Raw genomic sequence first — 26875 nt, forward strand, 5'->3', positions numbered from 1 at the left:
TCGACGCCGGTGGTTGCAGCAGCGGTGGCGAGCGTTCCGAGGTAGGACTTGCCTGTCATTGCGACGTGCCTGTTGCACCACCATGCCTTGATTTCAATTCCGCTCGTCCTGTCGGTGAAGGCCCGCCTGTTGCCGGCCAGCCATTCGATGACTGCGGTCGTTGATTCGGTTTCTTCTTTTGAGCCGCACGTTCTGAAACCGTCGGAGTCCATCGTGCCGATGCCGGCTGCATAGACGGCGGCAAATCCGCGTGCCAGCATGTAGTCATTCAGTGTATATGAGAATTCGCGCGGAAAAGTCTCGCTGGCATGTTCAGCCGTTCCATTGACGGCTTGCTTTTCAATCTCCGCCTTTGGTTCAGCCGTGCATTTGACATCGTCATAGGTCAGGGAATCGGGAGTCTTGCGCGTCAGCTTGACGTTGACGTCATGCGTCATGGATTCGACCGTGGCATCGTTTGTTCCCTGATTATAAGGACTGGCAGTGTAAAGTGCGGGAACCTTGAGGCCTTCTTCCGTGTCTTTCGGGCGGATGATTTCTGCCTTGAGCAGATCGGCTTTGCCGTCATGATCCGTGTCGAGGTCGGATTCGACGTAGACGACTTCGCGGATCAGTCTGGTCGTGTCGAAGACGGGCTGGGCCTTGCCGTTGAAGAAGACGGGCTTTTCTGATGCGGGCAGGTCGTAGAAGTCAAGGAAGAAGCCGAGGTTTCCAAGGTGATCGAGCAGCGTCTGGCCGTTCTTGCCGTGAGTTGCCAGAAGATCATAGAAGGCACTGATCAGATCGGCTGAATCCTCAAGCTTTTCAGCGTGAAAAACGCCAAGCTCATCCATGGATTTGAGCGGATTTGCGAGGTCAAATTCAGTATCGGGCTCAAACTGCAGAAGCTGCATGGCAACGGCGTAGAAGACGGTTAAATTGACCGTCTTTTCTTCGATGAATTCCGGGACGGATTTTGTTGCGGTAGCTGCCAGAAAAGCCAGTTTCTCGCGCTTTTGAGCCGGTAACTTAGCCTGCGGGAAGCATTTCAGAAGCAGATTCTCCCATAGTGAGTTCAGATCTTCAGTCTGTGCGTCAGCTTTGATGAAGCGCAGTCTGGACAGTTCTTCAAGTTTTGTTTCAAAAGCTGCCGGGGCATGTGCGAATTGATTGATTTTCATGATGGCCTCCAAAATTAAGATAATTTAACTCAATTATAACTCATTGACCTGTTTTGCGCGCGGAAAATTGTGATGACAGGATGCTTGTTCTGACAGTCTGGAATGCGGACTGAGAGCGATGAAATGTTTTTTCGATTTGATTGAATTCTAAGGAAAATTAGTCTAAAATTACAGGTGTATTAGTGCAGCGAATAGGGAAAGCGCTTTAAGGACAGGAGGATGTTTTATGAAGGTACGTAAAATCTTTGTAATTACCATAAGTCTTATCATCAGCATCTTGTCAGTCGGATGTTCAGGCAAGCAGACAAAAAGGTCGCATGAAAAGCAGAAACCTGTCAGAAAAGAGGTCGTCATGAGGATTCAGGACAGAGTAAAGACGCTTGACACCACCAGAAGTCTTGATTCAAACAGTCTTGTGACCAATCAGAACGTTTTTGAGGGATTGTACCGCTATGACGAAAAAGGTCATCTGGTACTCGCAGGAGCGAAGAACGAGAAGACGGAAAACGGTGGAAGGGTTCACATTTACGAATTGAGAAAGGATGCCAGGTGGTCAAACGGTGATCCGGTGGTGGCTCAGGATTATGTCTATGCCTGGAGAAAGCTGCTTTCTCCTGAAAATGTCACGTCCAACTGGACGAATCTTCTGATTCTGAAGAATTCAGAGGAGGTTCATGAAGGAAAGAGGGACTTGGCAAGTCTTGGTGCACAGGCGCTTGATGACCATACCCTGAGAGTCGAACTCAGAGCAGACGTACCTTACTATAAGGAAATCCTGGCCATTCCAGCAACATATCCGCAGAATCAGGCAGTTGCGGAAAAGTACGGCAATGACTACGGAAAGACATCCGAAAGCACTGTATATAACGGTCCGTTCACTGTCAGGGGATTAAAATCAGGCAGCCGGAAATGGGAACTGGTCAGAAATGAGAACTATTGGGGCAAAAAGGACGTCAGGCTCAGCCACCTGTCCTACGTCGTTGACAAGGACAAGGAAGAAGCACAGAGGAATTTCTTCAGCGGTAGATATGACTACGCCCGCATCGGCTGCTTTTATGACAGGAAGCTTGCTTCAAAAAGCGGCTTTCATCATCAGATGATACCGGAGATTTCAGCAATCTGCTTCAATCCGAAACGGCAGGTGACGGGAAACGTCCATTTCAGGCGGGCGGTGACCTATGCAATCGACCGCAGGAAAATTGCTGCAACAAAGGGATTTCATGGCCGGCCGCTTTACGGCATCATTCCGGCCGGTTATTCATACAATCCTGAAAATGACGTGGACTACAGGGAAGATGCCGGCAGGATTGTTGATTTGAACAAGGCAAAGTCCAGAAGCGAGTGGGAACAGGCAAAAAATGAAATCGGGAAAAATCAGGTTGAATTGTCCTTGACGATAAACGACAGTCGTGATTGCTTGAAAATCGCCAAAATCATCAAGAAGAATCTTGAAGCGACTCTGCCCGGATTGAATGTCAGACTCAATTCGGTTCCCGTCAATGACAAATTGACGCAGGTGATCGATTATGATTACGACATGTACTACCGGACCTGGCAGCCGAGATATGTCGATCCGATGGCCTTTGCCGTCAACGGCGGAATCGAACATCTCGAAAGGGACTACGACAATCCGGACTACTGGAACAATCTTGAAAAAGCCATGATTACGGATGCAAACGAATTCAGCAGGAGAAGAAAGTGCGTGATTGCGGCTGAAAGGGACCTGGTTGAAAAGGATGCCTTCGTGGCACCGGTCTGTCAGCAGGAAAACGGATATCTGCTCAATCCAAGGCTTCACGGACTCGTATTCGTTCCCTACAGCACAAACTATATTCTAAGAAACTGCTGGGTTCAAAAATAGTCATTTCCTGCAATTATTAGATGGGGCAAGAAAATTTTTCTCATTTTTAAACGTTGACATAGCAAGGGTTTAAGGAGTGTGGAAAGGCATACATCCCAAAAATTTCTAATTGACATCTAATTCTGAATTAAGTATTATTTGTAGATGAAATATTTTTTTATCAGGAGGCCCTTTTATGAATTTTAAAGAGAGAATTTTTAGAAAAGAGAGCCTGGCACGCTACCTTGATTCGGACAGGAAGTTCTCCAAGCAGCTTGGAGCGTTTGATTTGATTACAATGGGAATCGGCATTGTAATCGGGACGGGGATTTTCATTCTTCCCGGAACGGTTGCCGCCATGCACAGCGGTCCTGCAATCATTCTGTCATTTGTCATTGCGGCAGTTGTCTGTTCTCTTGCAGCCATGTGCTATGCCGAATTTTCTTCTGCGCTGCCGGTTGCAGGTTCTGCCTACTCCTTCGGTAACGTCGTTTTCGGCGAAATTGTCGGCTGGTTTCTGGGATGGGCCCTGATTCTGGAATATATGCTTGCCGTTGCGGCGACATCCACCGGCTTTGCCGCATACATGAAATCATTGCTCGAAGGATTCGGAATCAATCTGCCAAAGGCAATCAGCGGTCCGTTTGATCCCTCAAAGGGGACCTACGTCAACTTGATTGCGATTCTGATTGTCTTGTTTATTTCCCTGATCTTGTCTCGAGGCGTCAGAACCTCAATGACAGTCAACAGCATCATGGTGTTTGTCAAGGTTACAATCATCATTGCCTTTATTGCAGTCGGATGCTTTTACGTCAAGCCGTCAAACTGGCATCCGTTCATGCCGTTTGGCTTTGGCGGCGTAATGGCCGGAGCTGCCCAGGTCTTTTTCGCATATCTTGGCTTTGATGCCGTTGCCGCATCGGCCGCCGAGGTCAAGAATCCGTCGCGCAACATGCCGCGTGGCATCATCGGCACGCTGATGGTCTGCACCGTGCTTTACATGCTCGTTTCGGTTGTTTTGACGGGGATGGTTTCCTATAAGAAGCTTGACGTGGCGGATCCCGTTGCCTTTGCGCTGCATGCCGTCAACCAGAACTGGTTTGCCGGCATTCTTTCCGTCGGTGCCCTGGCAGGGATGTTCACGATGATGGTTTCGATGATTTTCAGTTCGTCGCGGCTGATCTATTCCATCGGTCGTGACGGACTGCTGCCGAAGTTTCTCGGCCAGATCAACGAGAAGACCAAGACGCCGGAACACAGCATGGTCACGGTAACGATCATCATTGCCTTGATGGGTGGGTTCGTTTCGCTGGATCAGCTGACCAACCTGGTCAACATCGGCACACTTCTGGCATTCATGTTCGTTTCGCTCGGCATCATTCCGCTTCGCAGGCGTCAGGATCTGCAAAACGACGGCTTCAAGGTTCCGTTTTATCCAGTGCTTCCGATTCTGTCCGCAGTTCTTTGCGTCGTGATGCTTTTGCAGCTTTCCGCCGAAACATGGATTGCATCCGGCATCTGGTTTGCAATCGGAATGATCATCTACTTCGGATATGGCATCAGGCACAGCAAGCTGGCTTGATGATGAAATGAAGAGGCTGAGAAACTCTGCCTTAAGTAAAACAGGCTGGGAAAAAACTATGTCTCTAACAAAAGTCCCGGATGATTTGCAGTTAATTGCAAATCATCCGGGACTTTGTATATGCGGGATAATTATTCATCGAAGACTGGAATTTACGTTCAAATCCCAAAAACCGGCATTTTGCCCGTAATCCTGCCTTTGGGACCTGATTGAGCAGGCGATGCGCAGCACTGCATTTCGCAAAAAAGCAGGTTTTCATGTCTCAAAATTGGATAAAATCAGTCAAAAAAAGTGCCCCGCGTCCTGTAAACGCAGAGCACTTTTTGGGCTTGTTTTTTTGACTAAGCTTCCTTTTCCTTAAGAGCCTTCTTCTGTGCCATGACTGAATGCTTCAGCATGAACGGAGCGATCACCGTGGTCAGGATGATGACGATGATCACGCCGGAGTAGAAGTCGCTTGAAAGCAATTTTGCCTCATAGCCGACCTGGGCGATGATCAGAGCCATTTCGCCTCTTGAAACCATTCCGGCGCCGATGATGTCTGCGGAACGCATGCTCATGCCGAGGATCTTCGCACCGAAACCGCAGCCGATCCACTTGGTCAGCAATGCCAGAATCGTCAGCGGGATAATGAAGATCAAATCCTTGAAGAATCCGTCAAACGTCATGTTGAGTCCGATGCTGACGAAGAACATCGGGATGAACACCGCATACCCGATTGGTTCGATGTTCGAGTCGATTTCCTTTTTGCAGGGCGTCTGTGCAACCGCAACGCCGGCAAAGAATGCGCCGACAACGTTGCTCAGGCCGACTTCTTCTGCAAGATAGGACATGCCCATGCAGATGAAGACCGACATCAGAACCACCGAAGACGGAATCGAGAGTTTTTCCGCGATGCCCATGAGGAACGGGGCAATGTATTTGAACAGCAGATAGATTCCTGCAAAATACAGTGCCTGAAGTACCAGCGAGAGTCCGATGTTCGACTGGACGTGCCCGCCCGATTTTGCCGCAACGTCGCTGAAAATGCTGACGAGCACGCTCAGGATCAAGACGGCCAGAATATCATCGATGACGGCAGCTCCAAGAATGGTGGTGCCTTCCTTGGAGTCGAGGAAATGCAGTTCCTTTAGAACCTCAACTGAAATTGAGACTGAAGTTGCAGCAAACGTCACGCCCAGGAAGATGGCCTGTTCATTTGAAAAGGAAAAGAGCTTCCCGAACAGGAACACCAGGCCGACGGGAACAATGACGCCGCAGACCGCAACGGAAAATGCAGGTTTCAAATATTTTTTGAGCAGTTCCAGATCACTTTCAAGTCCGGCGATGAACATCAGGATGATCACGCCAATTTCAGAGAAGGTATGAACGAAGGAATTATTGGTAACCCAGCCCAGGACGGCAGGCCCCAGTACGATGCCGACGAGCAGTTCGCCGATGACGGCCGGCATGCCGATTCTGCGGCTGAAGTGGCCGGCCAGTGCTGTGGTGATTAAAACGAGACTGAGTGTCCCTAAATATGACATAGATTCATTCTTCCTTCCTGCCAGAATTCAAAAAACGACCAACTATAAAATAAATTATATATGGTCATTATACCCAAATTGTGATCTTTTTAGCAAGATATTGTGGAAGAGAATCAGAGGATGAAAAGGGTCTTGGAATCCCGTGCACTCCTGATGACTCAAGAATGTGCGTTGTCTGACCCGGAATTTTTCAGTCCTGTGAATCAGCACGGCTGCTTTTGAACGGCCATGGAACGTCAGGCTCTGCATTTTGCAACAAAAAAGAGGATCCTTCCCGGAAAGTCCGGGAAAAATCCTCCTGTTTCAAAGGTTGTTAGAATTTGATGTTCTTATCGATTTTAGACAGTGCGGAGAGTGCATCTTGAATAGTAATGCCGGATGCTTCAAATTCAGGGTTATCATTTGAGCGGGCAATAAAGAGTTGACTTTGCGTGTCTAAGGAAATTGAATAGTTGGTTTTTGAAAATTGACCAAACTTCATAACTTTGCCCTCCATTTCATAGTAAAATTATATCAGGAAGCAGTGAATCAAAAAATATGAATTCGTTTACAACCTAATGAAATAAGTATACTATGGAAGCGCCTTTTGTGCAAGCAATATGCTTACTGACATATCTGGAGGGAAAAACATGGAAAATAAAGTAATTGTCCTGTGCGGTGCTCCGGGCAGCGGCAAGACGACCGTCCGCAGATATCTGACGGAAAATTTTGCAATTGAACCGGTCCTGACGCATACGACCAGGCCGAAAAGGAAAGGTGAGCGTGACGGAATCGACTACTGGTTTGAAACGCGTGAGACGTTTTTCAGGAATCACTATCTGGAATACGTTGAATATGACGGCAATCTGTACGGTTCATCCTGTGAAGGCCTGGAACGAGCATGGCAGAAGGCTCCGGCCGCAGTAATCGTTCTTGATACGAAGGGAGCAGAAACGTACCTTGAACGGATGCCTGAAAGAACGGAGGTTGTCTATCTTTGCGTAATCGATGAAAAAGTCCAGAGAGAACGCATGGAGCAGCGCGGTGATGATGAAGACAAGATCCGGCGCAGGCTTGCGTCTCAGGAGGCAAGACGCGACAGGAACCTGCCCGCAGAACTTGCTGAGCATGTGCACGTCATCGAAAATGACGACTGGGAAGAAACCAAGGAAAGAATCCGTGCTCTTCTGCAAATGATTGGAATCGAGGCAGTGCGTTGATTCTGGCGGTTCGGGCAAGCTGTTGAGTTATCTGCTTCGGTGCGGAAATTTTGAGCAAGTTGATTTACTTGTCCAATCGGATGGATTATAATAACTGGTAATAATTACGATTTAGTTTAAAACGGCAGAACACCGCCGGATGTCATCAAAATGGAGGAAAAAGCATGATCGATCAAGCTCTTCAACTGCTTAAAAGTCACAATTACAAAATTACGAAGCAAAGAAGGACCATGCTGGAATACTTGAGTGGATTTCGCGAAAATTACGTCAACGTGACGAAAATCGACGATCATATGCGTGAACTGTTCCCTGGAATCAGTCATGATACGGTTTACCGCAATATCCGCGAATTTGCTGAGATCGGCATTCTTGAAACCAAAAGCCGCACCAGCGGAACCTGTGTGAAATATCAATGCGACTTCAATCAGATGCACCACCACCACTTTGTCTGCCGCAGATGCGGACGCGTGCAGGAAATCAAGATATGTCCGCTCGATTTCCAAAGGCAACTGCCGGGCTGCGTGATCGAGGATCATCGCTTCGAGTTGACGGGGCTGTGTCCCGAGTGCGCCAGGACGGAACGCAATTTTTAATAAACTTTAAGTTCGATTAGTGCGGAATTGTAGTAGGATAGGTAAATGGAAACAAACTAGAAATGAGGGTAACAAAATGGCAAAACGAACACCGCCGTTGTTGACGCCGTTTGCAATCATGTCAATCGTGCTGGCGCTCGGCGCAACAAACGTGGCAGTCAACGAGGTTACGCATACGTCAGAAGGACGTGCGCGCGTCTCAACGATTTCAAGTTCATCTTCCACCAGCGTCGAAAGCGTCCCGCAGTCATCGGAAAGCAGACCTGAACCGGAACGGAGGGATGAGAGTTCTTCTTCGTCAGAACAGCAGAGCTCTGCCGAGAGCACGACGCAGGAAAGCACGACTTCAAACCAGGAAAGCTCAAGTTCAACGACGGAAAAGGAAAGCTCAAGCTCCTCGTCTTCATCAAGCAGCAGCTCGAGCTCTTCTTCGTCAAGCTCGTCTGAAGCAGACAACCAAGACGGTGAAGGAGGGGAATAAAAGATGTTCAGTATTCTTGGAATGATCAACAGCTACATCGGCTACTTCAGCATGAACGCCAAGCTGAAGAGTCAGGTTTACACGGCCTTGGGAACTTTGGGCAACTTCTATCTATTATATGTTGCCTACCGTTTCTTTGCGAACGGCTTTTATCTGCGCGGTTTTCTTTACATTCTGGCATTTCTCGTCCTGGCCTACTTCGCTTATTTGAACATTCTCTATTATTTTACGAAAGACAAGTCTTCAAAGTACGACATTACGCCAAAAATCGAGCAGCTTCTCGGAATCAAGGCCAAAGACCATCTGGCGGAATACGAGAAACGCAGGAATCAGGCGCCGGGCTATGTTCAGACGAACGGCATTTTCAAGGATGAGGAGTTTCTCCCGTCCGTTGTCACGACAAATGCCGAGCAAAAGGCAAACATCCAGGCGCTGGTCAAGGATCTGGCGAATGTCGGATACCTTGATCTGAACTACGGCGGCATGGAAGAAGACGACATGCTGGCAGTCGTCAGGGAGGGTTCCGCAACGAGTTTTCAGGCTTTGGTCGAGCCGGTCGCATTGCCGTACTTCGAACTGGTTGAACGTGCCGGCCGCATGTTCATTTACGGCGGCACCAATCAGATGGAGGCAAAGCCGCTTGGCGAAGTCAAAACGATTGGTCTCTTGAGTGCCAGAGAAGCTGCCAGACGCTACAGGCTTTCCGTTGCAACGGCATGTTTGACCAAGGGACCTTACAAGGTTGCCGGACGTTCCAGCATGCTGGAAAAGGATGCCGATTTTGAGATTGACGTTCAAATTGCATATCGTGATCCTGAAAAGGAACTCACGGAAAAGAAAAAAGGAAAAGAAGCGGAAAAAACTTCGGAAACCATGACCGTTTCAGAAGTGCCGCATCATTTGAGCAGAAAAGACAAGTGGAATCACTGACGGATGTCTTAAGGCATGCAGGATTTTGTGAAATGCAGAGTCCTGCATGCCTTTTTGTTCTGATGTGGACAGGTGCACTGCATTTGACAGGAAACGTGTGACAAAACGGTGAAGCCGATAATTCTGTCGGGGGATTCAATCTAATTATAGAAGTTATAGTCTCTTAAGTTTTTTTTATAAAACTGGACGATATTTAGAAAAATGCTTGAAATATCGCGATATATAAAATATAATGTAATTGTCTATTTTATAATCTTTTTTTAATATAAAGCAAATTTGGAGGGGGAGTTGGTTTCATGGAGCTGGTGGTGAATCCAAAGATTAACAAGAACGAACTGATTGAGCTTTACAAGTCCGTTGGCTGGACTGCCGACGTGAACAATATTGACAATCTTCGCAAGGGAATGAAGAAATCTTATGTGATTGCTGCGTACGAGGACAAGAAGCTGATCGGGCTTGTCCGGGCCTTAAGCGACTACGCAACTGTCGTTTACGTCCAGGATCTGCTCGTCGCATCTGATTATCAGGGCAGGCGCGTAGGGAAGAGCCTGATGCACCATCTGCTGAACTATTTCGGATCGGTCGGCCAGATCATCGTGACGGCCAGGGACGACGACGAGCGGATCGGCAAGTTCTTCCGCTATTTGAATTTCAGGGAAGAAAGCAAGAACACTTACGAAATTGATCGAAGAGACTGAAAAATGCAGAGCTGACATGGCGTGTCAACTCTGCATTTTTAATTTGGCTGATGAATTTCGAAACGGCTGAGCCTGCTGTGAAGTTCCGGCGAGACGTTTGCGGAAACGACGGTGCCGTCTTCTTCATAATTCGTTTCCAAAACGGTGCCATTGACGTTCAGTTCATCAAGGTACCGGCCTTCGGAAAACGGAATCTTGAACGTAACGATGCGGTCGTCCTTGAAGATGTTTTCCCTGATGAGTTCGACAAGTTTTCCGATTGAGGCAGGATCCTTGGCCGAATACGTGATTTGATTTCCGAGAATTTCGGGATACGGTGCTTCGGTCAGGTCGGCTTTGTTAAAGGCGTAGATCATCGGGATGCTTTCAACGCCGATTTCCCTGAGCGTCGTTTCCGTCGTTTTGATCATTTCGCGATAGTTCGGATCTGAAACGTCGATGACCTGAACGAGCAGGTCAGCCCTGGCGGCTTCTGAAAGGGTCGATTTGAACGCCTGGACGAGCTGGTGCGGCAGGTGCGAGACGAAGCCGACGGTGTCGCTGATCAGGAAGTCCCTGTTGTCCTTGAAATGCAGCCTGCGAACCGAAGTGTCCAGTGTGGCAAAAAGCATGTCCTTTTCAAGAACCTGCTTATCGGTGTCCTTTCCGCAGGCCTTGAGAAGACCGTTCATGGTCGTCGACTTGCCGGCATTCGTATATCCGACGAGAGCGACCGATCTCAAACCGCTGGCGTCGCGCTTCTTACGCGTGACGTTTTGCCTTTCCTCGATGTCCTTCAGTTCCTTTTTCAGAATGCTGATGCGCTTTCCGATGACGCGCCTGTCTTTTTCGAGCTTGGTTTCACCGCCGCCGCGGCTGTTGAATGAACCGCCGCCGCCACCTGTCTGCTGATCAAGTTTGACGTTTTCGTTGTCTGTGTGAAGCCTTGGCAGGCTGATCCGCAGCTGGGCAATCTGAACCTGAAGCCTGGCTTCCCTTGAGCGTGCTCTTGATGCAAATATTTCAAGGATCAGTGCGGTTCGATCGATGATTTTCATGCCGGTCAGGTCACCGAGATTTCTGATCTGCATGGGCGTGAGTTCGTCATTGACGATCAGGATTCCTGCGTCATGAATCTTTCCACGGGTTTTAATTTCCTCTGCTTTTCCGCGTCCGACGTATGATGCTGAAACCGGCCGCTCAAGTTTTTGAATGACCGTGTCCCTGACCTCCATGTTGCAGGCTTCTGCAAGGTTTGCAAGTTCCTGCATTGTGTAGTCGAAGTCCGGCTGATTCAAGTCGGCGCCGCAGATTATTACAGGTGTCATCTAATCCCTCGCTTTCTTATCGTAAAATTGTCTTTATTATAGCATTGCGGTATTGCAGCGTTAAGAATAATGCTCTTAATTCTTAGAAAAACACAGACTGTAAACGCTTCTTTGAGTTTTTGGAAAGATTACTCATTAAAGCTGTTTTTTAAGAATTCTTAGATTTGCTTAAGGGCCGCAGTCTTGATATTTCGGCAAAAGACGATAAATTTGTTAATTTTTTTAAAAAGCCCGTCATGGCAACGATTAAGCATATTTTTGAACAAAAATATATTGGAAAATTAGATTTGGCACTTGAATTTAATACGGTTATCATATAAAATTTAATCAACTGTAAAAAGACATTTTGAAATTATCTGACATTATTAAGGAGTTGTTAAGATATGAAATTAGCAAAAGTTGCAGCTGCAGGCTCTGTTGCTGCCTTGTGTGCCTTGACGCTTGGCGCCTGCGGTTCCAAGTCATCGGATGACGCTGCTTCAAAGCAGGTTCTCAACTGGAACGAATCCGCAGAACTTCCCACAATGGACCTTTCCAAGGCTACCGACGTTGTCAGCTTTGACATGCTGAACAACTCGATGGAGGGTCTCTACCGTCTGGGCAAGGACTCGAAGATTGAACCTGGTCTTGCTACGAAGACGAATGTTTCATCCAACGGTCTGAAATACACGTTCACTCTGCGCAAGGGTGCAAAGTGGTCGAACGGCGATGAAGTCACTGCCAGCGACTTCGTTTATTCATGGCGTCGTACAGTCAATCCGAAGACGAACTCACAGTATGCATATCTGTTCGAGGGAATCAAGAACGCTGACGACATCATGAACGGCAAGAAACAGCCATCAGAGCTCGGCATCAAGGCAGAAGGCAAGTACAAGCTGGTTGTCACGCTTGACAAGCAGATTCCTTACTTCAAGCTTCTGATGGGCTTCGGCACATTCTTCCCGCAGAACCAGAAGACCGTTGAAAAGTACGGTTCCAAGTACGGCACGGCTGCCAAGTACATGTGCTACAACGGTCCCTTCGAAATGACGAAGTGGACGGGCACGAACCTCTCCTGGACTCTGAAGAAGAACAAGAACTACTGGGACAAGAAGAACGTCAAGCTTGACGCAATCAACTACAAGGTCAACAAGTCAAACTCGACGGCCTACAACCTGTACCAGTCAGGCAAGCTCGACGCTGTAAGCCTCAGCGCCGAACAGGCCAAGCAGCTTAAGGGACAGTCAGGCTACACGGTCCGTCAGGCAGCTTCCGCGTTCTACTTCCAGTACAACCAGACGAAGCCTGAATTCCAGAACAAGAAGATCCGTCAGGCCATCTCCATGGTCGTTGACCGCAAGGAATTCGTAAACAAGGTTCTCGGCAACGGCTCGATTCCTGCCAAGGGTCTCGTGTCAACCGGACTTGCCACACGCAACGGCAAGGACTTTGCTGATGCAGCCTACGTCAAGGACGGCGTAACCGTTAATGTTGCCAAGGCCAAGAAGCTCTGGGCTGAAGGCCTGAAGGAAATCGGCAAGGACAGCCTTTCGTTCGGACTTCTGAGCGATGACACGGACGGTGCAAAGAAGACGACTGAATTCATTCAAAGTGCGATTGAATCAAACTTGAAGGGTGCCAAGGTCGAATGTGCCAACGTTCCTTTCAAGACACGCCTGAACCGTACGAACCAGGGTCAGTTCGACGTCGTAATCTCAGCATGGGGTGCCGACTTCGCAGATCCGATTTCATTCCTTGACATGTTCACGTCAGACAACTCCTATAACGCAGGTAAATGGAAGAATGCCCAATACGATAAGCTGATTGAAGCATCCAAGACAACCGATGCTGGCAATGCCGGCAAGCGTTGGGACGATTTGGTAAATGCTGAAAAGATCCTTATCCAGGAACAAGGGATTTCTCCTTTGTATCAACAGGCAACGGCCTGGATGGTTAAGCCGAAGGTCAAGGGCGTAATTTACAACTCTGCAGGTGCAAATTACAACTTTAAGAATGCTTACATTTCAGGCAACTAATTCGATAGATTTATCATTTAAATAACTGTTGTTGGGGAAAGAATTTCGCTTTCCCCAATTGGTTTATTTTAAAGGGAAATGCGCAGATGCCTGTAATACGGGATTTTGACGTTTCTTAAAACAAAGATTGTGAGAGGATTTGTTATGAAAAAATACCTGGCAAAAAGGGTTTTCTATATGGCACTCACATTGTTCTTGGTAGCAACCATCACGTTCTTTCTGATGAAGCTGATGCCGGGGACGCCATATTCTAACCAAGAAAAAATGACACCTGAACAGATTCAGATCATGAACCAGCAATATGGCCTGGACAAACCTGTTTGGATGCAATATCTGATGTATCTCGGCGGGATGCTCCACGGAGACATGGGGACTTCCTTCCAATTCAGCAACCAACCGGTATCATACCTGATTGCAACTCGTATCGGTGCTTCTGCACAACTTGGTATTCAGGCAATGATTTTCGGCGTGTTCTTCGGAATCATTCTGGGCTCTATTGCTGCCATCAACCGCAACACGTGGGTTGATACGCTGGTCACCGTTCTGTCAATTATCGGCAAGTCCGTTCCGAACTTCGTTTTAGCCGTGCTCCTGCAATATTATATTGCCTTGAAACTCGGCATCCTGCCGATTGCCGACTGGGGCGGGTTCTCATACACGATTCTGCCGACGATTGCGCTTGGCGTGGGTCCGTTGGCTGAAACCGCCCGTTTCATTCGAACCGGCATGGTCGACGTTTTGAATTCTGATTATATTGAGCTTGCGCGTGCCAAGGGCTTGAGCAAGTTTCAGATTGTCTATCATCATGCGCTTCGCAACAGTTTGATTCCGCTCATTACCTTGATCGGACCATATACTGTTTCACTGATGACCGGTTCCATGGTTATCGAAAACATCTTCTCGATTCCTGGTATCGGTGAACAATTCGTCAAGTCAATCACAACAAACGACTATCCAACGATCATGGGTGTTACGATGCTCTTCTCCGCAGGCCTGGTGGCAGTTATTCTGTTGACCGACATCATCTACGGAATCATCGACCCGCGTATTCGTCTTGCTGGAAATGAGGATTAAGCTATGGAAGAAAATTTGAAGTTAGATCCGGAAGCAAAGGTTTCTCCGGAAGATTTTCAAGCTTTGCCAAAGGAAGAAGAGCTTGATGCTGAAAAAATTGCGGCCCCATCCTTAACTTTCACACAGGATGCATGGCGTCGTCTCAAGAAAAACAAAGGTGCCGTCATTTCGCTTTTTGTCATTATCGTAATGATTGTCGTGGCTTTCGGTTCGACACCGTTCATTAATCATGATACTTTGGTCAAGTCCGCACCTAAGTATGCCAACCTGCCAGCCAAGATTCCCGGCGTGGACATCAACGGGTTCAACGGCAAGCTCAAGCAGGGCGGAGTCTGGGTTGACCAGTACAAGGCAAACAATATTCCCAAGGGAACATACTTTGTTCTGGGAACCGACTACCTTGGTCACTCGCTTGCACAACGTATCATCTATGGTACAAAAATCTCGTTGATTGTTGCTTTGGTCGCAACGTTCTTTGACCTTACAATCGGGGTCTCGTATGGCATTGTCTCAGGCTGGAAAGGCGGGATGGTGGATAATGTCATGCAGCGTATCATTGAAATCATCTCGTCGATTCCGAGTCTTGTCATTGTCGTGTTGATGCTGCTTGTCTTCAAACCGGGCATGACGTCGATTATCCTGGCCATTGCCATTTCAAGCTGGACGACCATGGCCCGGATGATTCGAGCGGAAACGCTCCAGCTGAAGAGCCAGGAATATGTTCTGGCCGCAAGAACGTTAGGCGAATCTCCGGTCAAGATTGCGATGAAGCATCTGGTTCCGAACCTTTCAAGCATCATCATCATTCAGACGATGTACACGATTCCGAGTGCCATCTTCTTCGAAGCTTTCCTGAGTTTCATCGGTATCGGTATTTCCGCTCCTGAAACGTCTCTTGGGGTATTGCTCAACGATGGTCAGAAGAACTTCCAGTTCCTGCCATACCAGATGTGGTATCCGGCAATCGTTCTCTGTGTATTGATGATCTCCTTTAACCTTTTGGGCGACGGGCTTCGCGATGCATTTGATCCAAAGACAAGAAGGTAGGTAATTAAGATGGGCGAAAGAATTTTAGACGTAAAGAACCTTGAAATTAATTTCCACACCTATGCTGGCGATGTAAAGGCTATTCGTGATGTCAGCTTCCACCTTGACAAGGGTGAAACGCTCGCCATCGTTGGTGAATCCGGCTCAGGCAAGTCCGTTACGACGAAGAGTCTGATGGGGCTTCTTGCCAACAACGCTGAAGTTGTCGGCGGCTCAATCATGTATCGCGGCGAAGATTTGCTGAAGAAGACCGAAAAGGAAATGCAGGGAATTCGCGGCAAGGACATTGCGATGATCTTCCAGGATCCGATGACATCATTGGATCCGACGATGAAAATCGGGCGCCAGATTGCCGAACCGCTGATGATTCACAAAAATGTCGATAAGAAGAAGGCCTGGGCACAGGCTCTTGAGATTTTGAAGCTGGTCGGGATTGCAAATGCAGAAGAACGTATCAACGATTATCCTCACCAATTCTCAGGCGGCCAGCGTCAGCGTATCGTGATTGCGATTGCGCTCGTTTGCTACCCGGAAATCCTGATTGCTGATGAACCTACAACTGCCCTGGACGTTACGATTCAGGCTCAAATTCTGAATTTGATGAAGGAACTTCAACAAAAGATTGAAACATCCATTATCTTCATCACCCATGACCTGGGTGTTGTTGCAGGGATGGCTGACCGCGTGGCCGTTATGTACGCCGGTCAAATCATCGAATACGGAACGGTTGATGAAATCTTCTACAATCCAAAGCATCCATATACATGGGGCTTGCTGAACTCAATGCCGACACTTTCAAGTACAAAGCTTGAAGCAATCCCGGGCACTCCTCCCGACCTGCTTGATCCGCCTAAGGGCGATCCGTTTGCAGCTCGTAATCCGTATGCCATGAAGATTGATGCTGAAAAACAGCCGCCATTCTTCAAGGTTTCTGATACGCACTATGCAGCAACATGGCTCTTGCACAAGGATGCGCCAAAGATTACGCCACCTGACGAAATCCTGCGCCGCCAGAAAATCTGGCAGGAAATGCAAGCAGCTGCTAAATAGTTACAAGGAAGGAAGAAAACCGTATGCCAGAACAAAAAAAGAAACTTCTCGAAGTCAAGCACTTGAAACAATACTTCGGAGTCGGCAAGGCAGATATGGTCAAAGCTGTCGATGATGTTACATTTGACATCTACGAAGGCGAAACTTTCGGACTTGTTGGCGAATCCGGTTCAGGTAAGACAACTACCGGCCGAAGCATCATTCATCTCTATAATCCGACTGACGGTCAGATTATCTTTGACGGAAAAGACGTAAGCAAACTTAATTCAAAAGAAGACCATCTTAAATTCTGCCGTGACATGCAGATGATTTTCCAGGATCCCTACGCTTCCCTCAATCCGCGTATGACGGTTGAAGACATCATTGCAGAAGGTCTGGATATTCACGGCTTGGTCAAGACAAAGGAAGAACGTCGTGCCAAAGTTGAGGAATTGCTGGAAACGGTCGGCTTGAACAAGGATCATGCCAGCCGTTATCCGCATGAATTCTCAGGCGGTCAGCGTCAGCGTATCGGCATTGCACGTGCCTTGGCCGTTGAACCGCGCTTCATCATTGCCGACGAACCGATTTCCGCTTTGGACGTTTCCATTCAGGCCCAAGTTGTCAACCTGCTTAAGGAATTGCAGGAACAAAAAGGCCTGACGTATCTTTTCATTGCGCACGATCTGTCAATGGTCAAGTATATTTCGGATCGAATCGGCGTCATGCACTTCGGTCGCCTGCTTGAAGTAGGGCCTGCGGATGACGTTTATACGAAGCCGCTTCATGATTATACGGCAAGTTTGATTTCCGCCGTTCCGGTTCCGGACCCTGAATTTGAACGCAACCGCAAGCAGCTTCTGTACGATGCATCGATCGAACAGGATGTCGAAGGCAAGCCGGCCAAGCTGCGTGAAATCACGCCCGGCCACTTCGTTCGTTGCCGCGAAGATCAAGTTGAAATGTATAAGGAACGTGCTGCCAAGTACGAACAACAATAGAGGAAAAGGAAGCTGGGATTTTTCCCGGCTTCTTTTTTGTCTGCGTTTTTTCAAAATCCAGTGCTGCGCATCGCCTGCTCAATCAGTTCGCCAAGACGAGATTACGGGCAAAAGGCTGATTTTTGAGATTTGCCCGTAAATTTCAGCTCCCAATTACGGGCTCGTGCGCGAGCAAGGACTCCCTAACCGAGACAAGTTCGCCTTCGGTCGTCCAAAGCTTGCGTACGGGGTCATAAGCGCTAGGCTCCACACCTTGACAAAAAAGCGTATAATTAAGTTATCATTCAGTCGGAGGAAAATACTATGCAAAGGCAAGTCATTTTTGGGATTGCAAGAATCAGGGAAATGAGTTTTTTCAAGACGGCGCGGGCAGCGCTTCTGTCGGTTTTTCCATTCGTTTTGATCGGCAGTTTCGCAAAGGTTGCAACGGTGGCGCTGCTTGCCCCGGACAGTTTTCTGAGCGGAATTTTCGGAATGGAACTGAGCCAGAGATTCAACAGCCTGTTCAATGGAATCTATGCGATGACCGGCGGATTGAGCGGACTTCTGGCGGCTCATTATGCGGCCGGATATACGGCGCAGTTTCTGCGTCAAAATTACAAGACGGCTGCGACAACCGGATTCATAGCATATCTTGCATTGTGTTTTCAACAGGCGGGGCAGTCTCACGGGTTCGTGTTTGCCTATCGTCTGCTTGGTGTGCAGGGAATCCTGGCCGGCATTATGTTCGGGTACGTTGTGGGCAAGCTGTTTGAACTGAGCGGAGAATTCTGGAGCAAAGTCGAAGGAAGAGAAGGGGCCGATCAGCAGCTTCCGGGTTCGTTTCGAATGCTTCTGCCGCTGTTTTTATCGCTTTCTTTTGCGATAATCCTGAATCTTGCCGGCAGCTTTCTGTTCAGGAACGGGATTTCACAGGAAATGAAAGTGGCAACGAGCAGCTTTCCGTCGATTCTCTGGCTCGGACTTCTGACGAGCGTCGGAACATGGTGCGGACTTTTCGGACCTTATACCAGCAACAGTTTCTTTGACGAAACTTCGGCAACGAAGAACTTGAACTATGCCCTGGCTCATCATGGCAGTCTTTCCGGCGTGCCGTACAAGCTGACGGCTTATTCGACATATTTTACCTATGCTCAGCTTGCCGGACTGGGGCTCCTGCTGGCCTTGATGTTTGCTTCAAGGAGAAGGAACAGGCGGCTTCTTTGCTGGTGGTGTCTGATTCCGGTCTTTTTCGGCTACGATTCGGCATTAAATATCGGGACGCCGGTCTTGCTCAATCCGCTGTTTTTGATACCGTATGTTTTTGTTCCGCAACTGAACATGGTCGTCGTCTCTGCATTTTATAAGCTTGGAATCCTGCTTCCGTCAGTCTACCCGGTCTGGGGTGGCACGCCGCCGGTCTTGCGCGCGCTGATTGCCACGAACGGTTCGTTTGCGGCCTTTTTCGTTTCGCTTGCGTTGGTCATGATGGATGCTTTCATCTATGGTTTCTTTGTGAAAAATGCAGAGCATGCAGGAGAATTGATGAATCGACTCAAGGGAGGACAGGTTGATGAAAAATAAGGGCGCAATCTTTTTTTCAGGCTTGATTTTAATTTTGACGATTCTCCTGGCAATTCCGACGTATCGGTATACCAGAAAAAGCTCGGAACAGATGGCCCGGCGTTACAATTCACAGCTGTCGCCGGTGATCATGATTCCCGGAAGCTCGGCAACGGAAAACAGATTTGACGGAATGGTCGCACAGCTTAATTCCGATCAGCCCAAAAAGCATGGACTGCTTAAGATTAAAGTCATGAACAACGGCAGGATAAAGTTTAAAGGCAAGATTTCTGCAAGGGACAACGAACCAATCATCGTGGTCGGATTTGAGAACAATCGCGACGGGTACTCGAACATCAAAAAGCAGGCCCGGATGTTCAATGAATGTTTTGCGCAATTATATGAACGCTATGAGTTCAATAACTGCAAATGTATCGGACATTCAAACGGCGGGCTGGTCTGGACCTGTTTTCTCGAAAATTATTCAAAAAATTACGACGTCAGCTTTAAAAAACTGATGACGATTGGGTCTCCCTACAATTTTTCGGAACAGTCGATGAAGAAGAAGTCGCAGATGCTGTCTGATTTCATCAAATACAGTTACCGCCTCCCTGACGATCTGACCGTATATTCGGTTGCCGGAACCGAAACCTACACTTCGGACGGCTTGGTTCCCGAAAAAAGCGTTGAGGCCGGCAAATATATTTTTCAGGGAAAAGTCAAGTCATTCACGCAAATAACTGTAACCGGCAACGAAGCCGGTCATTCGGATCTTCCGGAAAACAGACAGATCGTTGACTTGATTCAAAAATACGTGCTTGATGACAGACAGCGCCAACCTGGTGCTAGTAGATAGGAAAAATTAATGGTATAGTTAGAGCATGGCAAAAAGCAAGAAAGAAGGTAGTCGTTATGAGCAGCAAGCGCCAACTTGACGGTGCAAGACGAATCGTTGTCAAGGTCGGGACCAGCACGTTGATTCATCCCAATGGCAGGATTAATCTGCAGGCAATCGATCAGCTCAGTTTTTCGTTGAGCGGCCTTGTCAATGAAGGCAGGCAGGTCGTCCTTGTTTCATCAGGGGCAATCGGCGTCGGAATGGGACAGATGGGGTTGGATGCCCGACCCGGGAAGATTCCGGAACAGCAGGCCCTGGCATCAATGGGGCAGTGCGAACTGATGACGATTTACCAGCAGCGTTTTACGACGTACGGGCAGAAAATCAGCCAGGTGCTGCTGACGCATGACGTTCTTGACTATCCTAAGAGTCGCCAGAACGTTTTCAATACGCTTGACACGCTGCTTGAATGGGGCATCATTCCGATTATCAACGAAAATGACACGATTGCAGTCGACGAGCTCGACCATCATACGAAATTCGGCGACAACGATCAGCTTTCAGCCATCGTAGCCGACATCGTTGATGCGGACCTTCTGATCATGCTGTCCGACATTGACGGATTCTTCAACAAAAATCCGCGCCATTTCAAGGATGCCAAATTGATTGATGAAATCAGCAGTATTGATTCCAAGGTTATCGAACAGGCCGGCGGCAAGGGAACCAAATTTGGAACGGGCGGAATGACGACCAAGCTCAAGGCGGCAAAGCGCATTTTGAAGCATGACCGCATGATGGTTCTTGCGAACGGTGAAAATCCGTCGATTATTTTCAGAATCATGAACGGTGAAAAGGTCGGAACTCTTTTCAGAAAAAAATGAGGTGAAAATTATGGTAATTTCTTTGGAAGAGATGGGGAAAAAGGCCAGGCAGGCCGCTTTTGAGCTGGCACAGACGCCGACTTCCCTGAAAAATGCAGTGTTGAACAGGATGGCGGATGCCCTGATTGAAAAAGAAGAAGAGATTTTGACACAAAACAGGCTTGATCTGGAGAATGCATCAAAGATGCCGAAAAACTTCACGGATCGTCTGACGCTTAATCATGACCGCATCCTGGGGATGGCGGAAGGCCTGCGCCAGGTTGCATCCCTGCCTGATCCGATTGGGAACGAGGATGCGGCCTGGGTCAATCATGCCGGCCTGCAGATTGCCAGAAGGCGCGTTCCGCTCGGCGTCGTCGGCATGATTTATGAGGCTCGTCCAAACGTGACGGCCGATGCGGCCGGACTCTGCTTCAAGTCAGGGAACGCCGTGATTCTTCGCGGAGGAAAGGAAGCATTGAGGACAAACGTCAAGCTTTGCGAAATCCTGCGGTCTGCGGTTTCCTCATCAGGACTTGACGAAAATGCCGTACAGATCATTCAGGAAACCTCGCATGAGGTCGCCAGTCAGTTCATGCAGCTGACGGATTATCTTGACGTTTTGATTCCGCGCGGTTCGGCACGCCTGATCAAGGCCGTCGTCAACACCGCCAAGGTGCCGGTGATTGAAACCGGAGCCGGCAACTGTCATCTTTATGTTGACAGGGATGCCGAATTTGACATGGCGGAAAAAATCGTCGTCAACGCCAAATGTCAGCGCCCTTCAGTCTGCAATGCGGCTGAAAAGCTCCTGGTTCATGAGGCAGTTGCAGAGAAATTCCTGCCGCGCGTGGCACAGGCGCTTGAGGAACGAAACGTCGAACTTCGCGGTGACGAACGGGCATGCGCGATTCTTGGCAGCCGCTGCAGGCCCGCAACAGCTGAGGACTGGGATACCGAATATAACGATTATATTCTGACAATCGGTGTTGTTGATTCTTTGGATGAGGCAATTCTGCACATCAATCGGCACAGCACGCATCATTCTGAAGCAATCATTACTGAAAACTACCGTGCGAGTCAGCGCTTCCTGAACGAAATCGATTCCGCCTGCGTCTACGTCAATGCTTCGACGCGCTTTACCGATGGGTTCGAATTCGGTTTTGGAGCAGAAATCGGCATTGCGACGCAAAAACTTCACGCAAGAGGACCGATGGGATTAAACGAGCTGACCACGATCAAATACGTGATTCGCGGCGACGGTCAAATCAGAGAATAGCATTCAAATGCATTCATGCGGGAAAAGGCACTGCATTTAAAATAAGTAACGGAGGAATCATCATGAACGAAACGATTAAAACGCAATTGAACCATCGGACGATACGGGCTTTCAAAGACCAGTCGCTCACTGGTGAGCAGAAGAAGACCCTGGAGGAAGTGGCGCGCCACACGTCGACAAGCATGTTTTTGCAGCAGTTCTCGATGCTGCACGTGACGGATGATGAGAAACGCACAAGAATCCGTGAGATTACGGGGCAGAAATATGTCGGTGCAAACGGGGACCTGTTTATTTTCATTGCCGACCTGTACCGCAACAGCGAAATCCGGCGCCAGCTCGGAAAAGACGAAGGCGCGCTTCACGGGACCGATATCTTCCTGCAGGCAGTTGAAGATACAGTTCTGGCCGTGCAGAATTTCGTCAATGCGGCTGAAAGCATGGGGCTTGGCGCCGTTATCTTGGGAAGCATCAATAATGAGCCGAAAGAACTGGTTAAAATTCTGAACCTGCCGAAAATGACCTATCCCGTTTTAGGCGTCCAGGTCGGCGTCCCTGATCAGGAACCTCAGCTCAAGCCGCGTCTGCCGCTTGAGTTCATCTCATTTGAAAATGAATATCCAACTGATTTTTCGATCAGGAATCTGGCTTCGTATGATGAAGTCGTTCAGACCTACTATGATCTTCGCGACACCAATAAGCGAATTGATTCATTTACAAACCAGGTCGGGTCTGCCAAACTCGACAACCGCGAGACGCATCGCAGCCAGATTCTTGAAGTGCTGCATGAGCAGGGGCTTTGCTGGAAATAGGACAGTCAGATCCGTACCGTGATGGTGCGGATTTTTTATTGCCTCTTCAAATTCAGAACAAGAATGCCGGGAAACGACCCTGTCTCTGAAATTTGTTATAATGGAAACAGAAAAGTTAAGGAGGATTTTGCCATGAACCTGCTCTTTGCCGTTAACGACGGCTTCGTTGACCAGATGTTGACAGCCGTTTACTCAATTTTGGAAAATACGCCGGCTCAGCTCGATTTTTACGTTCTGCAGAAAAAGAAGCTTCAGAAAACGAAGGAAATCGAGAAGTTTGCTTCAAGGACCGGGGCCGGGTATCATGCAGTGATTATCGGGGATGAGGATTTCTCTGATTTCCCGGTGACGGACAGGTATCCGGAAACGATTTATTACCGATTGCTTGCGCACAGGTATTTGCCAGAGGACATCAGGCGCATCCTGTATCTTGATGCCGATGTTCTGTGCATCAATGACCTGAGTCCGCTTTATGAACTTGATTTTGAAGGCAATCTCTACGCAGCGGCAAGTCATTCAGGCCTGACCAATGTCAAGAACGTGATCAACAGCGTGCGGCTCGGGACGGAAAGCGGCGAGAGCTACTTCAATTCCGGAGTGCTTTTGATGAACCTTGAAGAAATCAGACGAGTCGTCGACCCTGAAAGGATCGCCGAATATGTCAGGAAAAACAAGCTTAATCTGTTATTGCCCGATCAGGATGTCCTGAACGGACTTTACGGGCAGAAGATCAAGAAGGTTGAAGATGAGCTTTATAATTATGACGTCAGAAAGAATCCGATTTACGAGGCAGTCAGCATGGGCGAGTGGAGCCTTGACTGGGTTGTGAAAAATACCGTCGTGCTTCATTTCTGCGGAAGGGACAAGCCGTGGGATGAAGATTACATCGGACGTTTTGCGGGACTTTACAAGCATTATTTTAAAAAGGCGATGGACATCGTATTATGAGATGGCAGGAATATCTGAAGGAGCTTGAACGTCTGTCAAGGGGTTCTTCACAGGAAGAAGTGCTCGTGCAGGTGGCAGCCGTTGAAAGGACGCTTGAAGCATACAGTGAGCACAAACTGCCCGCGCATCCTCTGCCAAGACTTGGTTTTTGCGAAGAGTTCATCATGGATCATCTGCTTGACTGCGCCAATCTGCTGGAACTTGACAGCAGACTGAATGATTTGCGTCAGACGGTGATTGAGAACTTTGGAATCTGGCATATTTTTTCGGAAGACTGGGTTGATGACCTGGCTCTGCATTTAAATGGAAGAAAAACGCTTCAGTTAATGTCGGGAAATGCAGTGCTGGCAGCCAGTCTGGCGAACGTGACGGCAACGGACAGCTTTGACTGGTCAAGACAGGACGTTACGCGTCCCGATCCCTGGACAGAGGTCGAAAACATCGATGCAGTGTCCGCGGTTGGAAAATATGCGGCTGACATGGACGTCATCATCATGGAATGGGCCCCTGATACGTCAGAAGATGACTGGGAAGTGCTGCAAAAGCTCAGAAAGATCCAGTGGCCGGGAGAGTTCATCGTGATTGGTGAAAGAAACGGGGCGACGAATTCCAGAAAGTTCTGGGATGAGTGCCGGCTGGAAGAGCCGGAAGATTTGAATCGACGGCACGAATGCTTTGACTTTATCGACGACAAGGTCTATCTGATTGGATGATTCTTGAGATTTCTTAAATAAACCGTCTTTTTTTAGATGTTTCTTTACGTATTGACGTTGCGAAATTTGGTATCATATAGGTATATATTACGCAAGGTACATACCCAGAAGGAGTTAACTATATGAAAATTCTGATTGTTGATGATGATAAGGATATTGTTGAATTGCTCAGTATTTACGTCAAAAACGAAGGCTACGAAGTGGAACGCGCCTATAACGGAAAAGAGGCCATTACGAAACTCAATACGAATCCTGACATCGGCCTGATGATTCTTGACATCATGATGCCTCAGATGGATGGCCTTGCAGTCGTCAGAGAAGTCAGAAAGGACAGTCAGATTCCGGTACTGATGCTTTCGGCCAAGACCGATGACCTGGACAAGATTCAAGGCTTGATTCAGGGTGCGGACGACTATGTGACAAAGCCCTTCAATCCGCTTGAGGTCATGGCACGCGTCAAGTCCCTGCTTCGCCGCAGCCAGCATGACGTCAGGAATAACGAACCGGATCAAATCGAAGTCGGACCGTTGATTATCAAGAAGGATTCGCATGAGGTTGAAACCGTCACCGGCAAGTCAATTCAATTGACGGCTTTGGAATTTGGCATACTGTATCTGCTTGCAAGCCATCCGAACAGGGTGTTTTCCGCTGACGAAATCTTTGAACGAGTCTGGCAGCAGGAGTCGGTCGTTTCAGCCAAGACGGTCATGGTTCACGTAAGTCATCTGAGAGACAAGATTGAAGAATCAACCGGCGGCGAAAAGGTTATTCAGACCGTTTGGGGCGTTGGCTATAAGATTGAATCACATTAATGGGGTGATGGTTAGTGCAGTTTAAACTCACGACGCGTGAAAAAAGCGAGCTGTTCGGCGAAGGCGTTGCCACGGTTATCCTGCTGCTGCTGCTCAATATGTCGATTTTTGTGATTGCCAATCAGGAAATCGCCCGCAATCCGGGCCTTGCAGCCGGAATTTTTCAGATTAAACTGTCGCTTTCGCTCGGACCGCATGCCATCAGACTGTGGTCCTGGGGTTGGGTTTTCACCGGCCTGATGCTTTTAGCGGATGCCTTTGTCGTCTACTGGCGACTGATGCGGCGCTATCGTCAGATGCAGCTGCGTCACGTTATTTCGGAATTGCACTATATTGCTTCCGGACATTTTTCGCATCGAATCAAATTTACCCTTGACGGTCAGATGCAGCGCGTCGTTGAAAGCGTCAATGCCCTGGTTGACAGTACAATCAATGCGATGGAAGAAGAGCGGAGAATTGAACGCTCAAAAGACGAATTGATCACAAACGTCAGTCATGACATCAGAACGCCGCTGACTTCGATTATCGGATATCTCGGCTTGATTGAAGACAATCAGTACGGCAGCGAAGAAGAGCTGAAAAAGTACACTCACACGGCTTTTTTGAAGTCAAGGCAGATGAAGTCACTGGTTGATGATCTGTTTGAATATACCAAAGTCAGGCAGCCCGATTTACCGTTAAGCATCGTGAAAATCGATCTGGGTGCAATGCTTGAACAGATTGGAGCAAGCTATGAGCTTGAAGGAAGCAAAAAAGGGATGGAAGTCGAAGTCAATGTTCCGGATGAGCCGGTGTTCATGGAAGCAGACGGCGAGAAGCTGGCCAGGGTCTTCAACAATCTGATTTCGAATGCCTTCAAATACGGCATCGGCGGCAGGCACGTCTATCTTTCGGTAAAGTCGCTGTCTTCTGAAGAAGTCGTCGTTAAAATCGAAAATGACGGCGAACCCATTCCCGAAAGCGCGGTTCCGCAACTGTTTGACAGATTTTATCGTGCCGAGAGTTCACGATCTCGTGAGACGGGCGGATCAGGACTAGGGCTTGCAATCGTGCAGAGCATCGTTGAACGCCACAACGGCTATATTTACGTTGAATCAAATGCTGAACTGACCAGTTTTGTGATGCATTTTCCAACGGAACACAAGAATGTCGTGCGAAAACCGGTAAAGGCTGGGAAAAAGGGCGAATGAGAAGCGGATTCGTCCTTTTTTGTTGGCAAAACTATTGAATCCTTGGTTTTTTTTGGGTATTCTTAAATAGGAATTTATTAGAGGGGACTGCTTAGTAATGAAACTATTCAAATCATTGAAAAAAACAATGATCGCACTCATCGCAGGCGTAACCGTATCTACGGCTGCCGCAGCAGGCATCGGTGGCCTGTCTGTTCAAAAAGTATCTGCCGACTCTTTACCGCAACAAACAGATTCGAATTTGAATCTTGACGTCAAGGCTGCAATTGCCGTTGATGCCAAGACAGGGCAGATTCTCTACGCAAAGAATGCGGAACAAGCACTGCCGGTTGCATCAATGTCCAAGTTGATGACGGTCTATCTGGTTCTCCAGGCCATCAAAAAAGGCAAGCTGAGCTGGAA

25 protein-coding genes and 1 pseudogene are annotated in these 26875 nt (G+C 48.2%); 22 read left to right on the forward strand and 4 right to left on the reverse strand.

What is annotated here, in order from left to right; all coding sequences use genetic code 11:
* Positions 1-1160 (reverse strand): CocE/NonD family hydrolase (locus V7Z60_RS02920; protein ID WP_334116167.1); only part of this gene is annotated, 1160 nt, incomplete at its 3' end.
* Positions 1161-1386: 226 nt separating this feature from the next.
* Between V7Z60_RS02920 and V7Z60_RS02925 the strand changes: the two genes are divergently transcribed.
* Positions 1387-3021 carry a peptide ABC transporter substrate-binding protein gene (locus V7Z60_RS02925; RefSeq protein WP_334116169.1) on the forward strand — a complete coding sequence of 545 codons (1635 nt, stop codon included), beginning with the start codon at positions 1387-1389 and terminating at the stop codon, positions 3019-3021.
* A 175-nt stretch (positions 3022-3196) separates the two neighbouring features.
* Positions 3197-4582 (forward strand): amino acid permease, encoded by a 1386-nt coding sequence (locus V7Z60_RS02930; protein WP_334116171.1) that lies wholly within the window; start codon positions 3197-3199, stop codon positions 4580-4582.
* 341 nt (positions 4583-4923) lie between these two features.
* Here the strand turns inward: V7Z60_RS02930 and V7Z60_RS02935 are convergent, their stop codons facing one another.
* On the reverse strand, positions 4924-6108 hold the full coding sequence (locus V7Z60_RS02935; RefSeq protein WP_334116173.1) for a cation:proton antiporter: 1185 nt from the start codon (positions 6106-6108) through the stop codon (positions 4924-4926).
* 313 nt (positions 6109-6421) lie between these two features.
* Positions 6422-6589 carry a hypothetical protein gene (locus tag V7Z60_RS02940; RefSeq protein ID WP_334116175.1) on the reverse strand — a complete coding sequence of 56 codons (168 nt, stop codon included), beginning with the start codon at positions 6587-6589 and terminating at the stop codon, positions 6422-6424.
* A 148-nt stretch (positions 6590-6737) separates the two neighbouring features.
* Between V7Z60_RS02940 and V7Z60_RS02945 the strand changes: the two genes are divergently transcribed.
* The 5 genes from V7Z60_RS02945 to V7Z60_RS02965 all read left to right on the forward strand — a co-directional run bounded on the left by V7Z60_RS02945 (position 6738) and on the right by V7Z60_RS02965 (position 10009).
* Complete coding sequence (locus V7Z60_RS02945) at positions 6738-7307, forward strand: guanylate kinase (RefSeq protein WP_334116177.1); 570 nt, start codon at positions 6738-6740, stop codon at positions 7305-7307.
* Between the two features lie 164 nt (positions 7308-7471).
* Entirely contained in the window at positions 7472-7900 is a 429-nt protein-coding gene (locus V7Z60_RS02950; RefSeq protein WP_334116179.1) for a Fur family transcriptional regulator, read from the forward strand.
* A gap of 76 nt (positions 7901-7976) precedes the next feature.
* A complete protein-coding gene (locus V7Z60_RS02955) occupies positions 7977-8381 on the forward strand; it encodes a hypothetical protein (protein ID WP_334116180.1) in 405 nt (134 codons plus the stop codon).
* A 3-nt stretch (positions 8382-8384) separates the two neighbouring features.
* A complete protein-coding gene (locus V7Z60_RS02960) occupies positions 8385-9311 on the forward strand; it encodes a DUF6681 family protein (protein ID WP_334116181.1) in 927 nt (308 codons plus the stop codon).
* A 296-nt stretch (positions 9312-9607) separates the two neighbouring features.
* Entirely contained in the window at positions 9608-10009 is a 402-nt protein-coding gene (locus V7Z60_RS02965; RefSeq protein WP_334116182.1) for a GNAT family N-acetyltransferase, read from the forward strand.
* Positions 10010-10047: 38 nt separating this feature from the next.
* On the opposite strand, the gene hflX is transcribed toward V7Z60_RS02965, so the two are convergent.
* Positions 10048-11316: a GTPase HflX gene (hflX, locus tag V7Z60_RS02970; RefSeq protein WP_334116183.1), complete on the reverse strand. Its 1269-nt coding sequence runs from the start codon at positions 11314-11316 to the stop codon at positions 10048-10050.
* Between the two features lie 383 nt (positions 11317-11699).
* On the opposite strand from hflX, the gene V7Z60_RS02975 reads away from it, so the two are divergent.
* From V7Z60_RS02975 to V7Z60_RS03045, 15 genes and pseudogenes are all read left to right on the forward strand, one after another.
* A complete protein-coding gene (locus V7Z60_RS02975) occupies positions 11700-13331 on the forward strand; it encodes a peptide ABC transporter substrate-binding protein (RefSeq protein ID WP_334116184.1) in 1632 nt (543 codons plus the stop codon).
* Between the two features lie 144 nt (positions 13332-13475).
* On the forward strand, positions 13476-14405 hold the full coding sequence (gene opp3b, locus V7Z60_RS02980) for an oligopeptide ABC transporter permease (protein ID WP_003697876.1): 930 nt from the start codon (positions 13476-13478) through the stop codon (positions 14403-14405).
* Positions 14406-14408: 3 nt separating this feature from the next.
* The gene (locus V7Z60_RS02985; protein WP_334116186.1) at positions 14409-15452 is read left to right on the forward strand and encodes an ABC transporter permease; all 1044 of its coding nucleotides are present in this window, start codon (positions 14409-14411) and stop codon (positions 15450-15452) included.
* Positions 15453-15461: 9 nt separating this feature from the next.
* Positions 15462-16502 carry an ABC transporter ATP-binding protein gene (locus tag V7Z60_RS02990; protein ID WP_334116187.1) on the forward strand — a complete coding sequence of 347 codons (1041 nt, stop codon included), beginning with the start codon at positions 15462-15464 and terminating at the stop codon, positions 16500-16502.
* A gap of 23 nt (positions 16503-16525) precedes the next feature.
* Positions 16526-17482: an ABC transporter ATP-binding protein gene (locus V7Z60_RS02995; protein ID WP_334116188.1), complete on the forward strand. Its 957-nt coding sequence runs from the start codon at positions 16526-16528 to the stop codon at positions 17480-17482.
* A 303-nt stretch (positions 17483-17785) separates the two neighbouring features.
* Positions 17786-19045, forward strand: a complete 1260-nt coding sequence (locus tag V7Z60_RS03000) for a PTS sugar transporter subunit IIC (RefSeq protein WP_334116190.1) — start codon at positions 17786-17788, stop codon at positions 19043-19045.
* Positions 19035-19880, forward strand: coding sequence for an alpha/beta hydrolase (locus V7Z60_RS03005; RefSeq protein ID WP_334116192.1), 846 nt, complete (start codon positions 19035-19037; stop codon positions 19878-19880). Before V7Z60_RS03000 ends, V7Z60_RS03005 begins: the two co-directional genes overlap by 11 nt.
* Positions 19881-19936: 56 nt before the next feature.
* A complete protein-coding gene (proB, locus tag V7Z60_RS03010) occupies positions 19937-20743 on the forward strand; it encodes a glutamate 5-kinase (protein ID WP_334116194.1) in 807 nt (268 codons plus the stop codon).
* Positions 20744-20753: 10 nt separating this feature from the next.
* Positions 20754-22001 (forward strand): glutamate-5-semialdehyde dehydrogenase, encoded by a 1248-nt coding sequence (locus V7Z60_RS03015; RefSeq protein ID WP_334116196.1) that lies wholly within the window; start codon positions 20754-20756, stop codon positions 21999-22001.
* 62 nt (positions 22002-22063) lie between these two features.
* Positions 22064-22810 carry an NADPH-dependent oxidoreductase gene (locus tag V7Z60_RS03020; RefSeq protein WP_334116198.1) on the forward strand — a complete coding sequence of 249 codons (747 nt, stop codon included), beginning with the start codon at positions 22064-22066 and terminating at the stop codon, positions 22808-22810.
* 132 nt (positions 22811-22942) lie between these two features.
* Positions 22943-23758, forward strand: a complete 816-nt coding sequence (locus tag V7Z60_RS03025; RefSeq protein ID WP_334116199.1) for a glycosyltransferase family 8 protein — start codon at positions 22943-22945, stop codon at positions 23756-23758.
* Positions 23755-24471 (forward strand): SAM-dependent methyltransferase, encoded by a 717-nt coding sequence (locus tag V7Z60_RS03030; RefSeq protein ID WP_334116200.1) that lies wholly within the window; start codon positions 23755-23757, stop codon positions 24469-24471. The genes V7Z60_RS03025 and V7Z60_RS03030 overlap by 4 nt, the downstream gene beginning before the upstream one ends.
* A 122-nt stretch (positions 24472-24593) precedes the next feature.
* Positions 24594-25283 (forward strand): response regulator transcription factor, encoded by a 690-nt coding sequence (locus V7Z60_RS03035; protein WP_334116202.1) that lies wholly within the window; start codon positions 24594-24596, stop codon positions 25281-25283.
* 14 nt (positions 25284-25297) lie between these two features.
* Positions 25298-26473 carry a sensor histidine kinase gene (locus tag V7Z60_RS03040; RefSeq protein ID WP_334116203.1) on the forward strand — a complete coding sequence of 392 codons (1176 nt, stop codon included), beginning with the start codon at positions 25298-25300 and terminating at the stop codon, positions 26471-26473.
* A 97-nt stretch (positions 26474-26570) separates the two neighbouring features.
* Positions 26571-26875 (forward strand): annotated as a pseudogene (locus V7Z60_RS03045) (serine hydrolase); the annotation flags it as partial.

Source organism: Ligilactobacillus sp. (assembly GCF_036846325.1).
Taxonomy (GTDB): Bacteria; Bacillota; Bacilli; order Lactobacillales; family Lactobacillaceae; genus Ligilactobacillus.